Here is a 14130-nt window from a genome sequence, read left to right as displayed (position 1 = left end):
CGGGGGGCCGCAGGCTCTGTTAATGTCCGTGCCCAAATGAACAAGATCATCGGAACGTTGTCGGCCGCCGCGTCGTTCGGGGCCCTCTCTCTCACCATGACCGCCTGCGGCGCCGGCGGCACCGCCGCGGTCTCCACCGCCCCGGCCGCCCCGCGCAAGGCGCCCGCGGCGAGCGCGTCCGCCCGGCCCGCCGCGGACGTGATCATGATCGATCCGGACGGCAGGCTCTACGGGCACCGCGAGATGGCCGCGATGGCCACCGAGATGGCCCGCACGTCGGGCGGCGACGGGCTCCCGGTCGACTTCTGCGCGATGTCCTACCAGCAGGGCATCGACGAGGGCGGCAAATTCCCGGCCGGCCGGCAGGCGTTCATGGACGCCTGCGAGGCGGGGATGAAGAAGGCCCGCTGACCCGCCTGGCCCGCCGGCCTCGCTCACCTCTTGAGGGGGACGACCAGGATCCTGTCGTCCCCCGCTTTGGGCTCGCCCCGGCCGTCCCGGTTGCTGGTGGTGACCCAAAGGGCGCCGTCCGGGGCGCGCACGACCGCCCGCAGCCGGCCGTACACGCCCTCGAAGTGCGGGATCGGCTCGCCGACCTTGCCGCCCGCCGTGACGGGCACCTGCCAGAGGCGTTCGCCGCGCAGGCCCGCCGCCCAGAGGGACCCGTCCGCGTAGGCGAGCCCGGAGGGGGACGCCTCGGACGTCGCCCATGTCAGCAGCGGATCGGTGTACGCCTTCTTGCCGCCGACGCCCTCGACGATGGGCCAGCCGTAGTTGTGGCCCTTCTCGATGCGGTTGATCTCGTCGAAGCGGTCCTGCCCGAACTCGGTGGCGAAGAGCTGTCCGTCGGCGTCCCAGGCGAGGCCCTGTACGTTGCGGTGCCCGTACGTCCAGACGCGGGAGCCGAAGGGGTTCCCGGGGGCGGGTCGTCCGTCGGGCGTGACGCGCAGGATCTTGCCGCCGAGGGAGTTCTTGTCCTGCGCGAGCTCGCGCTTGTAGACCTCTCCGGTGGAGACGTAGAGCAGCTTGTCGGGGCCGAACGCCAGACGGCCGCCGTTGTGGTTGGCGCCCTTGGGGATGCCGGTGACGATCGGCTTCGGCGAGCCGAGCCCGCCGTCGTAGCGGTACCGCACCACCCGGTTGTCGTCGGCCGCGGTGAAGTACAGGTAGACCGTCCTGTCGGCCGTGAAGCCGGGGGAGACCGCCACGCCGAGGAGCCCGCCCTCGCCGGACGGCTCGACGCCCGGCACCTTGCCGACCGTCGTCACCTTCCCCTGCGGGGTCACCCGGACGAGCCGCGCGGTGTCCCGTTCGGTGACGAGCGCGTCGCCGCCGGGCAGGAACGCGATGGACCATGGCACCGCCAGGCCGTCGGCCAGCGTGCGCGGCTCCCCGATCCCGGACGCGGAGGAGCTGGGCAGCGGGGCCGGAGTGCTCGGCCCGCCGCTGCCCCCGCCTCCTCCACCGCCGTCCTCGCTGGACGAGCAGGCCGAGACCGTCACCAGGGCCGCAACGGTCAGGACGACGGCGATCGGGTGCTTTCTCATCAGAACGGCTCCCGTTGGTTGCACGGATGCGGGGGGCCTTCCGCCTCAGGATCCCACCGCCGCGCACCGTCCGGCGCTTGCGGAGCGTGGCGACACGCCCGGGGTGGATGGGCCGGGTGACGAACGCCGCAGATGTGCGAGGAAGCCGCGGGTTTCCGGGGACGGATGGGGCTGAGGTGCGGCGCATATGCCCATCAAGGCACAGATGTGGCGTACGACACAACGGCCGGGTCCGGCCGCGCGCACGCCTGACCGGCGGCTGTTCCGAACACGGAGCGTTATCCCGGGCAAGTGGCCGATACCGTGACGTACCCGCGCGACCCAGTCGTGGTCGGCGCCTCACGAGGAGGTTTGTCGCCGGGAGGACGCCCAGCCTCAATCGCTCCGTGACCTACGGAACGTACATTGACTGTCACGGTGATCCCGCACAGCGACGTTGCTGATCCCCGGCCGGCGCAGCCGACGCGCACGCCGCCGGTCCCGCGCCGACCCTGGGCGGGGCACGATCTGACATCCTCCGGCCGTTATCCGGTCGGCCGGAGTGGTTCCTGGACACACCTCCCCCCGTCAGGCGCGGCGCGGCGCCTGCGGGAGGCCGAGCGCTCCGAGCGAGCTGGAAGGGACACGGCGCGATGAGCGGCGAGAACGCCAGGCGGTTGCCGCCGCGGGCGGTGCCCGTCGGCATGGTCGCGGTCGTCGGCGTGCTCTACGCCCTCGGTTCGCTGCTCGGCTGGGGCGGCACGGCCTTCCTGGCCTGGTCCGAGGCGGGCGCCGCCGCGGCGGCGGCGGTCTCCCTGCTGGTGTCCTCGCGCAGGCCCCGCGTCCCGGCGCCCGACCCCGCCCCCTCCGCTGCCGCTACCGGCGGTGGTGCGGGCGGTGCGGGAGGAGCGGGCGGCGGCGGCCCGGGGACGCTCTGGCGGGCGTCCTGGCGCTGGTACGGCATCGCCGCGGCCTGCTGGTTCGTGGGCGCGGTCGGCAGCGCGTTCGCCGACTCGGTGAGCCGCAGCGCCCTGTCCCTGTCGGTCACCGACCTGTTCTACCTCGCCGCCGTGGCCGCGCTGGTCACCGGGCTCGTGGTGCCGATCCGGCTGCCCCGCGACGTCCGCGTCTGGGTGCGCTACGCGGCCGACACCTACGTCTTCGCCTGCGCGCTGTTCGTGCTCGGCTGGGTCGCGCTGTTCGGCGTCGCCTACCACCGGTCGGGCGAGTCGTCCTCGGAGTTCTTCCTCGAACTGCTGTACCCGCTGATCGACATCGTCCTGGTGTGCGGCGCGCTGCCGTTCGTCCTCGGCGCGGCGCGCGGGCACCGCCGCACGGCCTGGATGGGGTACGGGGCGCTGGCGGCGTTCGCGCTCGCCGACATCGTCACCACGGTCGTCCGGGTGCGCGGCGGCGTCCCGGCCGACGACCCGGCCGACATCCTGCGCCTGGCCGGGCTGCTGCTGCTGGTCCTGGTGCCGTGGACCGGCCCGCCGCCGCGCGCGGCCAAGGTCCCGGCGGCCGTGCCCTACGGCGCCGACCCGGGGCCCGCCGACGGCGACGGCGACGAGGAGTGCGGCCGGATGATCGGGCCGGGCATCGCCCCGGCGGCGATCGCCGCCGCCGCCGCGCTGTTCGTCGCGGGGCACTCGCTGACCGGGTCGAACGGGCTCGAACCCGTCGTGTCGTTCGTCGCGGGCACGGCCGCGCTGGTGCTGCTGGCGCGGCTGGCGGGCCTGCTGCGCGAGAACGACGCGCTGCGCCGGGCCGTCGACACTGGCGAGGACCACTTCCGGGCCCTGTCGGAGAGCATCAACGACGCGGTGCTGATCTGCGGCCTCGACGGGTCGGTCCAGTACGCCAGCGCGGGCGCGCTGCGGACCTACCGGTACGAGCCCGAGGAGATCCTCGGGCGTCCCCTCGTCGAGATCGTCCACCCCGAGGACCTGCCGCGCGTCCAGGAGGTCTTCAGGTGCTTCCTGGAGGCCGACGAGACCGGGATCGCGGCCGAGGACGAGGACGCGGTGCCCGGCACGCTCAGGGTCTCCTTCAGGGTCCGGGCCGCAGACGGCACCTGGCTGCCCACCGAGTCGACGGTCTCGCGCTACAGCGGCATCGGCGAGGCGCCCGGCCGGCTGCTGATCACCACCCGCGACCTCAGCGAGCAGGCCGCGCTCCAGCGCCAGGTCGCGCATCTGACCTTCCACGACGGGCTCACCGGCCTGCCCAACCGGGCCTACTTCGAGGAGCGCACCCGCGAGGTGCTGTCCCGGCAGCGGTGCGGCGGCAAGGTCGCGGTGGTCTTCGTCGACCTCGACGGCTTCACCGCCGTCAACGACTCGGCCGGGCACGCCGCCGGCGACCAGGTGCTGGCGCAGGCCGCGCGGCGGCTGCGCGCCACCGTGCAGGCCGACGGGACCGTGGCCCGGTGGGGCGGCGACGAGTTCGCCGTGCTGGTCCAGCTCCCGGCGGACGCCCCGGGCGGATCGGCCCGCGGCCAGGGCGACGGCCCCGGCGGCGGGCGCGGCCAGGGCGGCGAGACGCGGGCGGCGGTGGAGCTGGCCGAACGGCTCCTGCGCATCCTTTCGGCCGACCCCTACCGGGTGGGCACCAAGGGCATCGTGCTCACCGCCAGCGTCGGCATCGCCTTCGTCGAGGACGAGCAGCCGTCCCGGGGGGCGCCGCCCCTGCCGGGCACCGGCCCCGAGGCGGGCCGCAGGCTGCGGCGCAGCGCCGCCGACCTGATCCGCAACGGCGACCTGGCGATGGCTCGCGCCAAGGAGCTCGGCGGCGGGCGGGTCGAGGTCTTCGCCCCGCACATGCACGCCGACGTCGTCCGCCGCCTCGAACTCGGCAGCGATCTCCAGCGGGCGCTCGCCGAGGACCAGTTCTCGGTGGAGTTCCAGCCGGTGGTCGAGCTGGCGACCTCCCGGGTCACCGGGGTCGAGGCGCTGCTGCGCTGGTGGCGGGGCAACGAGGCGGTGCCGCCCGAGGAGTTCATCGGGCCCGCCGAGGAGTCGGGCCTGATGACCCCGCTCGGCGACTGGGTGCTGCGCGAGGCGTGCCGCGAGGTGGCGCGTTGGCGCGGCGACTCCTGGGACGTCGGCCTGTCGGTCAACTTCACCGCGCGGCAGATCGCCGCGCCGCGGTTCGTCGAGTCGGTCGCGGCGGCGCTGGCCGACACCGGGCTGCCGCCGCAGGCCCTCACCCTGGAGGTGCGGGAGGAGGTGCTGGTCGAGGACGCGGGGCAGAACGTGGCCCGGCTGTCGGCGCTGCGCGACCTCGGCGTCCGGCTCGCCATCGACGACTTCGGCACCGGCTACGCCTCGCTGGCCTACCTGGGGCAGCTCCCGGTCGACATCATCAAGATCGATCCGTCGTTCGTGGCGGGGCTCGGCTCCGACGAGACGCTGACCCTGCTCACCCGCACCATCGTCCGGCTGGGCCGCGACCTCGGGCTGACCGTGGTGGCCGAGGGCATCGAGCGGCCCGAGCAGCTCGAACTGCTGCGCGCGATGGACTGCCCGCGCGGTCAGGGTTTTCTGGTGGCGCGGCCGATGGCGGCGGGCCGGGTCGAGTCGCTGGTGCGGACGAACCTCAAGGCCCAGGGGCTGCCGGGTGAGGTCGGGCTGCCGCTCCAGGACGCCGCGCTGCCCCCGGTCGACGTGCTCTAGCCGTCTCGGATGATGAGATAGACTGTCCAAGGATTTGACCGGCGGCCTGAAGTCGGCGAAAGTGGGGCTCGTGCAGAACAGTTCCATCATCCTCGTAGTACTTGGTCGGCGCGCAGGCTGATCAAGCTTTTCGTCCTGCGCGCGCCCCTCGACCGCCATTAGGCGGCGGGGGTTTTTTGTTGGCCGTGTGACCTGGGAGACCGCGCGCTCCGCGCGCCCCCAGCGGGCACAGACTTCTCCCCAAGGAAATCAGGAACATGACGACCGAACAGATGACGGGAGCCCAGGCGCTGGTCCGTGCCCTGGAGAACGTCGGCGTCGACACCGTGTTCGGCATTCCGGGAGGCGCGATCCTCCCCGCCTACGACCCGATCTTCGACTCCACCAAGCTGCGTCACATCCTGGTCCGGCACGAGCAGGGCGCGGGCCACGCGGCGCAGGGCTACGCACAGGTCACCGGCAAGGTCGGCGTGTGCATGGCGACCAGCGGGCCGGGCGCGACCAACCTGGTCACCGCGATCTCCGACGCCTACATGGACTCGGTGCCGATCGTGGCGATCACCGGCCAGGTGGCGTCCTCGCTGATCGGGACCGACGGGTTCCAGGAGGCCGACATCGCGGGCATCACGATGCCGATCACCAAGCACAACTTCCTGGTGACCAACGCGGAGGAGATCGGCCGGACGGTCGCCGAGGCGTTCCACATCGCCGGCACCGGACGTCCCGGGCCGGTCCTGGTCGACATCTCCAAGGACGCGCTCCAGGCCACCGTCGAGTTCGAGTGGCCCGTCCAGCTCCAGCTCCCCGGGTACCGGCCGGTCACCCGGCCGCACTCCAAGCAGGTCCGCGAGGCGGCCCGGCTGATCGCCCGCGCCGAGCGCCCGGTGCTGTACGTCGGCGGCGGGGTGCTGAAGGCCGGCGCCGCCGCCGAGCTGAAGGTCCTCACCGAGCTGACCGGCGCGCCGGTCGTCACCACCCTGATGGCCAAGGGCGCGCTGCCCGACAGCCACCCGCAGCACATGGGCATGCCGGGCATGCACGGCAGCGTCGGCGCGGTCGGCGCGCTCCAGCGGTCCGACCTGCTGGTCGTGCTCGGCGCCCGGTTCGACGACCGGGTCACCGGCAATCTCGACGGGTTCGCGCCGCACGCCAAGGTCGTGCACGCCGACATCGACCCGGCCGAGATCTCCAAGAACCGGCACGCCGACGTCCCGATCGTCGGCGACGCCCGCGAGGTCATCGCCGACCTGATCGTGGCCGTCCAGGCCGAGCACGAGGCCGGGCGCACCGGTGACTACACCGACTGGTGGCGGCAGCTCGACGCCTGGCGCGACACCTACCCGCTCGGGTACGACACCCCGGACGACGGGTCGCTGTCCCCGCAGTACGTCATCGAGCGGATCGGCCGCCTCGTCGGCCCGGAGGCCTACTACGTCGCGGGCGTCGGCCAGCACCAGATGTGGACCGCGCAGTTCGTCAAGTACGAGCGGCCCGGCGCGTTCCTCAACTCCGGCGGCGCCGGCACCATGGGCTACGCGGTCCCGGCCGCGATGGGCGCCAAGGCCGGCGCGCCCGGCTCGCAGGTGTGGGCGATCGACGGCGACGGCTGCTTCCAGATGACCAACCAGGAGCTGGCCACCTGCGCGATCGAGGGCATCCCGATCAAGGTCGCGATCATCAACAACGGCAACCTCGGCATGGTCCGGCAGTGGCAGACGCTCTTCTACGAGGGCCGCTACTCCAACACCACCCTGCACTCGCAGAAGTCGCCCGAGCGCGCCGTCGGCACCACGATGATCCCCGACTTCGTCAAGCTGGCCGAGGCCTACGGGTGCATCGGGCTGCGCTGCGACCGGGCCGAGGACGTCGACGAGGTCATCGCCAAGGCCATGGAGATCAACGACGCCCCCGTCGTGATCGACTTCGTCGTGCACCAGGACGCCATGGTCTGGCCGATGGTCGCCGCGGGCACCACCAACGACGACATCAAGATCGCTCGGGACATGGCCCCCGACTGGGAGAACGGAGACTGATCCCGATGAGCCTGCACACCCTCTCGGTCCTGGTGGAGAACAAGCCGGGCATCCTCGCCAGGGTCGCCGCCCTGTTCTCCCGGCGCGGCTTCAACATCGAGTCCCTCGCGGTGGGCACCACCGAGCATCCGGAGATCTCCCGGATGACGATCGTGGTGAACGTCGAGGGCCTGCCCCTGGAGCAGGTCACCAAGCAGCTCAACAAGCTGATCAACGTGCTCAAGATCGTCGAGCTGGACACCTCCGCGTCGGTCCAGCGCGAGCTGATCCTGATCAAGGTCCGCGCCGACGCCGAGACCCGGTCGCAGGTGCTGGAGACCGTGACGCTGTTCCGCGCCAAGGTCGTCGACGTGGCGCCGGACGCGGTCACCATCGAGGCGACCGGCAACCGCGACAAGCTCGACGCCTTCATCCGGGTTCTGGAGCCGTTCGGCATCAAGGAGCTGGTGCAGTCGGGCATGGTCGCCGTCGGCCGCGGGGCCCGCTCCATCACAGACCGCTCGCTGCGCGCCATCGAGCGCAGCGCGTGACCCGAATCTGACACACACAACCGAAAGGCAGCAGCACTGTGGCTGAGATGTTCTATGACGACGCCGCCGACCTGAGCGTCATCCAGGGCCGGCACGTCGCGATCATCGGGTACGGCAGCCAGGGGCACGCGCACGCTCTGTCGCTGCGCGACTCCGGCGTCGACGTCCGGGTCGGACTCCGCGAGGGCTCGTCCAGCCGGGAGAAGGCCGAGGCCGAGGGCCTGCGCGTCGTCACCCCCGCCGAGGCGGCCGAGGAGGCCGACCTGATCATGCTCCTGGCCCCGGACCACCACCACCGGGAGATCTTCGAGAAGGACATCCGCCCCGCGCTGGTCGAGGGCGACGCGCTGTTCTTCGGGCACGGCTTCAGCATCCGGTACGACCTGGTCCAGCCGCCCGAGGGCGTGGACGTGGCGATGGTCGCGCCGAAGGGCCCCGGGCACCTGGTCCGCCGCCAGTTCACCGCGGGCCGCGGCGTGCCGGTGCTGGTCGCGGTCGACAAGGACGCCAGCGGCAACGCCTGGGACCTGGCCCTGTCCTACGCCAAGGGCATCGGCGGCCTGCGCGCCGGCGGCATCAAGACCACCTTCACCGAGGAGACCGAGACCGACCTGTTCGGTGAGCAGACGGTCCTGTGCGGTGGCGCGTCCGAGCTGATCAAGACCGGGTTCGAGGTGCTGATCGAGGCCGGCTACCAGCCGGAGATCGCCTACTTCGAGGTGCTGCACGAGCTGAAGCTGATCGTCGACCTGATGTACGAGGGCGGCATCTCCAAGATGTACTGGTCGGTCTCCGACAACGCCGAGTACGGCGGCTACAGCCGCGGCCCGCGCCTGATCAACGCCGACACCAAGGCGGAGATGAAGAAGATCCTCGGCGAGATCCAGTCCGGCGAGTACGCCAAGGAGCTGGTGAGCGAGTTCGAGGGCGGCCAGGCCCAGTTCGCCAAGTACCGCCAGGAGCACGCCGAGCACCCGATCGAGAAGACCGGCGCCCAGCTGCGCCCGATGATGAGCTGGCTGAACGACTGAGTTCGTTCCCCCACGCCTGAACGCGGCGTGCCGCCCCCGAGGGCGGCACGCCGCGTTCTTCGTCGGACGCGCTTCAGAGGTGGGGCTCAGCGGATGAGGCGGCGGCGGATGCGGGTGCTCAGCGGCACGGGCCGGGATTCGCCCCGGACCAGCACCGCCAGGTGGCCGCCCTTGGTGAAGTAGACGGTCGCGTCGCCGGCCGAGACGATGCCCTGCTTGGACGTGTCGGTGTTCAGCCTCGGGCCCCGCACGGTGCCGAACCGCGCCTCACGGGTCACGCCCAGCGTGGTGGCGGACACGTGCACGTCCCACCGGCCCGGCCCCGGCAGGGTCAGGTCGGCGAACGCCTCGAAGCCGTCCTCGCGTTCCACGGCGGGGAAGCGGTGCTCGGCGCCCGAGCCGCCGCGCTTGCGCAGCACCAGCTCCACATCCGTGCGGCGCGTCTCGACCTGCTCGAGCGCGGCCCGTCCGCGGATCCGCGCGTTGAACCCCTGCCGGCCGACCGCGTCGAGCCGGTGCTCCACGCCGACCTCGGCGGTGATGTCGGCGTCCTGCCTGGAGACGCCACGCAGGTAGGGGTACAGGGCGTAGACCCGGCCGCCGACCACGACGGCGCCCGCCCGGTTCCCGGCCGCCTCGTCGCGGATCAGCTGCTCCAGCTCCTCGCGCAGGCCGTGCCGGATGCAGAACGCCCGCAGCCGGTAGGAGGCGGGCAGCGCGGCCCGGGTGGCCTCGTCCAGCCCGTCGGTGCCGAGGATCCTGAGGGTGCCGTCGACCAGGCGGTCCCGCTGCGGGCCGTCCAGGCCGAGGAAGCGGTGGTCGTAAACGCTCAGAACGTCGCGCAGGACACTGATGGTGCAATCCGAGGTCACGGGGCTCTCCAGGTGGGGCGGGAATACCGGTTCACGGTAAGGGCCCGGCCGTTCTGTCACGGTGCAATCCGGTTCGGCGTGTCCCATCATGCATACTCGGTATTGCCATGAGCATACTCGGTATGCATACTTGGTAGGCATGTCCATACGTCACGGCCTGCTGGCCCTGCTGTCCCAGGGGCCCCGCTACGGCTACCAGCTCCGCACGGAGTTCGAATCGTCCACCGGGGCCACCTGGCCCCTCAACATCGGGCAGGTCTACTCGACCCTGGCCCGCCTCGAACGCGACGAACGGGTCACCCGGGTCGGCGCCGACGACGAGGGCCGGTTCGTCTACCGGATCACCCCGGACGGCGAGGAGGAGGTGCGGCGCTGGTTCGCCACCCCGATCGCGCGCACCGACCGTCCCCGGGACGAGCTGTCGATCAAGCTGGCCATGGCGGTCACCACGCCCGGCGTCGACGTCGTGGGCGTCGTCCAGACCCAGCGCACCGCCACCCTGCGCTCGCTCCAGGAGCTCACCCGGCTCAAGGCCGACGCCCCGGCGGTCCCGGCCGGTCAGGCCGACCGCGCCTGGCGGCTGGTCCTCGAATCCATGATCTTCCAGGCCGAGGCCGAGGCGCGCTGGCTGGACCACTGCGAGGCGTACGTGGTCCGCGCCGACGACGCGGCCCCGGCGGAGCGCACGGACGCGGCGGGCGGCACGGGCGGTACGGGCGGCGCGGCCGAACGTCCCGGATCCGGCGTGCGCGCCCGGCCCGACGGCGCCGAGAGGGCACGCCGGTGAACGTCCTGGAACTGCACGCGGTGTCCCGCGACCACGGCGCCGGCGCCGGCCTGGTGCACGCGCTCGCGGGCATCGGCCTCAGCGTCGCGGCGGGGGAGTTCGTCGCCGTGATGGGCCCGTCCGGCTCGGGCAAGTCGACGCTGCTCACCCTCGCCGGCGGCCTGGACGCCCCCACCTCGGGCCGGGTCGTCATCGAGGGCACCGACCTCGGGACGCTCGGCCGGTCCGGGCTGTCGGCGCTGCGCCGCCGGCACGTCGGCTACGTCTTCCAGGACCTCAACCTCATCCCCGGCCTCACCGCGATCGAGAACGTGATGCTGCCCCGCGAGCTCGACGGCGCCGGCACCCGCCGGGCCCGCCGCGAGGCCGCGCTCGCGCTGCGCGAGGTCGGCGTCGACGAGCTGGCGGACCAGTTCCCCGACGAGATGTCCGGCGGCCAGCAGCAGCGGGTGGCGATCGCCCGCGCCCTGGTCGGCGACCGCCGGCTGGTCCTGGCCGACGAGCCGACCGGCGCCCTCGACAGCAACACCGGCGAAGACGTCATGCGCCTCCTGCGCGCCCGCTGCGACGCGGGCGCCGCCTGCCTGATGGTGACGCACGAGTCCAGGCACGCCGCATGGTCGGACCGGGTGGTGTTCCTCCGCGACGGCCGCATGGTCGACACGACCGGCTCGCGCTCCGGCCCCGAGACCCTCCTCCAGGACGTCCGGTGAGTGACCGCGTGATGCGGCCACGAACGCGCGAACGGAGTGGGCCGGTGAGCAGGGTGAGTGGGCGCGCGGTGGCTGGACTGAGGAGCCTGCGACGAGGGAAGCCACCGCGTGATGCGGCCACGAACGCGCGAACGGAGTGGGCCGATGAGCAGGGTGAGTGGGCGCGCGGTGGCTGGACTGAGGAGCCTGCGACGAGGGAAGCCACCGCGTGAAGCGGCCACGAACGCGCGAACGGAGTGAGCCGATGAGCAGGGTGAGCAGGGGGAGCGCGCACCGGGCGGCGGTGCGGATCGCGCGGCGGGACGCGATGCGGTCCAAGGGACGCACGGCCCTGGTGCTGTGCATGATCGGCCTCCCCGTCCTCGCGGTCGTCGCGCTGGCGGTGCTGGCGCAGACGGCCGCATGGTCGCCGAAGGAGGAGCTGCCGTACGAGCTCGGGACGGCCGACGCGCGGTTCTACGCGTTCGGCCGAGAACCCGTGGACCAGACGCCGGGCCTGGAGGAGCTCCAGGCCCGGCCCGCGCCTGCGGGTGATGCCGACCGCCCCTGGACGTCCGGCGAGGTCGGCCGGACGGTCGCCGCGAAGTACGGGCCGGGGGTCCGGATCGTGCCGGTCTCGACCGGGACGCGGGGGGTGCTGCGGACCGCGCACGGGTACGTCCGCGCCGACCTGAAGGAGCTCGATCTCCGCGACCCGCTGGCGCGCGGCATGTTCGAGGTCACCGCGGGGCGGGCGCCGGCGTCGGCGGACGAGGTGGCCCTGGCGCCCTCGCTGCGCGGGAAGGGCTTCACGCTCGGCTCGATGGCGCAGGTCGGACGGGAGGGGACGCCCAAGCGGGTCGTCGGGTACGTGATCGACCCGAGGCGGCCCGATGCGGCGATCACGCTGGGCCTGCCCGGCGCGTTCCCGGGTCGGTCGCCCGAGCCGCCACAGTGGCTGGTCTCGGCGGGACGGCCGGTCACCTGGGCCGACGTCAAGGAGTTCAACAAGGCCGGGCTGTCGGTGCTGTCCCGGGACGCCGTGGAGCATCCGCCGCCGGCGAGTGAGGTCGATCAGGACCTGGTGAGGTCCGGGGACACGGGCGGGCGGGAGGTCATGGCCCTGGCCGTCGCGATGATCGTGCTGGAGGTGGTGCTGCTGACCGGGCCCGCGTTCGCGGTGGGCGTCCGGCACCGGCGGCGGCAGCTCGCGCTGATCGCCGCCGCGGGCGGCGACCGCCGGCACCTGCGCGCGGTGGTGCTCGCGGGCGGGCTGGTGCTCGGCTCGGCCGCCGCGCTGGCCGGCGCGGGGCTCGGGATCGGCGCCGCCGCGCTGGCCAGGCAGTGCGTCCACATGGCCGGCGGCGAGCGGATGGGCCCGTTCGAGGTGCCGTGGGCGCTGGCCGCGGCCACCATGGCGCTGGGCGTGGGCAGCGGCCTGGTCGCCGCGTACCTGCCCGCCCGGCAGGCCGCGCGGGCGGAGGTCGTGGCCGCGCTGGCCGGACGGCGCGACGGGGGCCGGGTCCGCCTCGGTCGGCCGCTCGCCGGCGCCGTGCTGATCGTGGCGGGCGTCGTGCTGAGCCTGGTCGGGGTGCGGTTCTGGCGGGAGCTCGGCGCGGCGTTCGGGGCCACGGCGATCACCATCGGCTGCGTGCTGGTGGCGCCGTGGCTGGTGGCGGCGGCCGGGCGCGCGGCCCGGTTCCTGCCGCTGCCGCTGCGGCTCGCGGTGCGGGACGGCTCGCGCAACCGGGCCCGGTCCGCGCCCGTGGTCGCCGCGATCATGGCGGCGGTCGCCGGGATCACCGCGCTGGCCATCGGGGGCGCCAGCGACTTCCAGCAGGAGCGGCGGGAGTACGAGCGGAGGCTCCCGCCCGGGTCGGCACTGCTCCGGGCGCCCGCTGACCGGGCGGCCGAGGCCGGACGGGCCGTCCGGCGGGAGCTGCCCGGCGTCCCGCTCGTGGAGCTGCGGACCCTGCCGGGCGAGGAGAGCGGGTGCGAGTCCGGCCGCCCGCAGGAGTGCCCCGGCGTCGCGTTCACCGCGGAGCACGGACCCGGGGAGATCACCATCGACAACGTGGTGGCCGGGGCGAAGGAGGCGCGGTTCCTGCTGGGCCGCGACGATCCGGCCGTCACGGCGGCGCTCGCGGCGGGCAAGGTGGTGTTCTTCGGCGCCAAACCCCCGCAGGACGCCGTCACCACCGCCAGGGTGTCGGTGTGGGAGGCGAACGGGGGGCGGCAGCGGACGCTGAAGACGGTGCCGGGGCTGCCCGCGGTCACCCTCCCCGGTGATCCGCACGCGCGCGTGCTCGTCCCGCCCGAGGTCGCGCGGCGGATCGGGGTCCCGCCCCGGACCGAGGCGTTCGGAGTGGACCGGGCCGAGCACCGGGTCACCGGCGCCGAGGAGGCGCGGCTGAAGGAGGTCCTCCTCGACTACGGCAAGGACGGCGGCGGCGTGTACGTCGAGCGGGGGTTCACCGGCTCGTTCGGGAGGACGACGCTGCTGCTGGGGGTGGTCGGCGCGGTGCTGGCGCTCGGCGGCTCGCTGATCGCGACGGGCCTGTCCGCCGCCGACGCCCGTCCGGACCTGGCGACCCTGGCCGCCGTCGGCGCCCATCCGCGGACCCGGCGGCTGCTGATGATGGGCCAGGCGGGGTTCGTCGCGCTGCTCGGCTGCTGGCTCGGCCTGGCGGCCGGGCTCGTCCCGGGCATCGCGGTCGCGCGCACGCTCACCCTGGTGGAGCCCGTCCATGGGGCCGGGGGGATGCTGGAGGCGGCGGGCCACGGTCCGATCCTCGACATCCCCTGGACGCTGCTCGGGGTGATCGCGATCGTGATCCCGCTGGTCGCGATGCTCGCCGCCGGGCTGTTCACCCGTTCGCGGCTCCCGATGGCCCGCCGCGTGACCGCCTGAGTGGGGGGACGGGCCGGTCCGCTTCCGGCCCGTCCCCGTCCGGTGGTTCGGTCGGGCGCCGGGCTGCTGGTAGC

At 73.5% G+C, this 14130-nt stretch carries 10 protein-coding genes; 8 read left to right on the top strand and 2 right to left on the bottom strand.

Annotated elements, in window-relative coordinates:
* Positions 1 to 36: 36 nt before the first annotated feature.
* Entirely contained in the window at positions 37 to 411 is a 375-nt protein-coding gene (locus QP090_RS06230) for a hypothetical protein (RefSeq protein ID WP_285937522.1), read from the top strand.
* 23 nt (positions 412 to 434) lie between these two features.
* Here QP090_RS06230 and QP090_RS06225 read toward each other — a convergent pair whose 3' ends face one another.
* Positions 435 to 1547, bottom strand: a complete 1113-nt coding sequence (locus tag QP090_RS06225) for a PQQ-dependent sugar dehydrogenase (RefSeq protein ID WP_285937521.1) — start codon at positions 1545 to 1547, stop codon at positions 435 to 437.
* A 632-nt stretch (positions 1548 to 2179) separates the two neighbouring features.
* Between QP090_RS06225 and QP090_RS06220 the strand changes: the two genes are divergently transcribed.
* From QP090_RS06220 to ilvC, 4 genes are all read left to right on the top strand, one after another.
* Positions 2180 to 5200 carry a putative bifunctional diguanylate cyclase/phosphodiesterase gene (locus QP090_RS06220; RefSeq protein WP_285937520.1) on the top strand — a complete coding sequence of 1007 codons (3021 nt, stop codon included), beginning with the start codon at positions 2180 to 2182 and terminating at the stop codon, positions 5198 to 5200.
* A 248-nt stretch (positions 5201 to 5448) separates the two neighbouring features.
* A complete protein-coding gene (locus QP090_RS06215; protein WP_285938590.1) occupies positions 5449 to 7233 on the top strand; it encodes an acetolactate synthase large subunit in 1785 nt (594 codons plus the stop codon).
* Between the two features lie 5 nt (positions 7234 to 7238).
* Positions 7239 to 7763: an acetolactate synthase small subunit gene (ilvN, locus tag QP090_RS06210; RefSeq protein WP_285937519.1), complete on the top strand. Its 525-nt coding sequence runs from the start codon at positions 7239 to 7241 to the stop codon at positions 7761 to 7763.
* 47 nt (positions 7764 to 7810) lie between these two features.
* Positions 7811 to 8794, top strand: coding sequence for a ketol-acid reductoisomerase (ilvC, locus tag QP090_RS06205; RefSeq protein ID WP_285937518.1), 984 nt, complete (start codon positions 7811 to 7813; stop codon positions 8792 to 8794).
* 86 nt (positions 8795 to 8880) lie between these two features.
* Here the strand turns inward: ilvC and QP090_RS06200 are convergent, their stop codons facing one another.
* On the bottom strand, positions 8881 to 9666 hold the full coding sequence (locus tag QP090_RS06200; RefSeq protein WP_285937516.1) for a hypothetical protein: 786 nt from the start codon (positions 9664 to 9666) through the stop codon (positions 8881 to 8883).
* A 139-nt stretch (positions 9667 to 9805) separates the two neighbouring features.
* On the opposite strand from QP090_RS06200, the gene QP090_RS06195 reads away from it, so the two are divergent.
* From QP090_RS06195 to QP090_RS06185, 3 genes are all read left to right on the top strand, one after another.
* On the top strand, positions 9806 to 10453 hold the full coding sequence (locus tag QP090_RS06195; protein WP_285937515.1) for a PadR family transcriptional regulator: 648 nt from the start codon (positions 9806 to 9808) through the stop codon (positions 10451 to 10453).
* Entirely contained in the window at positions 10450 to 11166 is a 717-nt protein-coding gene (locus QP090_RS06190) for an ABC transporter ATP-binding protein (RefSeq protein ID WP_285937514.1), read from the top strand. The genes QP090_RS06195 and QP090_RS06190 overlap by 4 nt, the downstream gene beginning before the upstream one ends.
* 244 nt (positions 11167 to 11410) lie before the next feature.
* A complete protein-coding gene (locus QP090_RS06185) occupies positions 11411 to 14056 on the top strand; it encodes an FtsX-like permease family protein (protein WP_285937513.1) in 2646 nt (881 codons plus the stop codon).
* The last annotated feature ends 74 nt before the right edge of the window (positions 14057 to 14130 follow it).

The organism is Actinomadura xylanilytica (assembly GCF_030283145.1).
GTDB classification, from domain to species: Bacteria; Actinomycetota; Actinomycetes; order Streptosporangiales; family Streptosporangiaceae; genus Spirillospora; species Spirillospora xylanilytica.
Note: the sequence above shows the minus strand (reverse complement) of the source record. Positions and strands in the feature narration are given on the sequence as shown.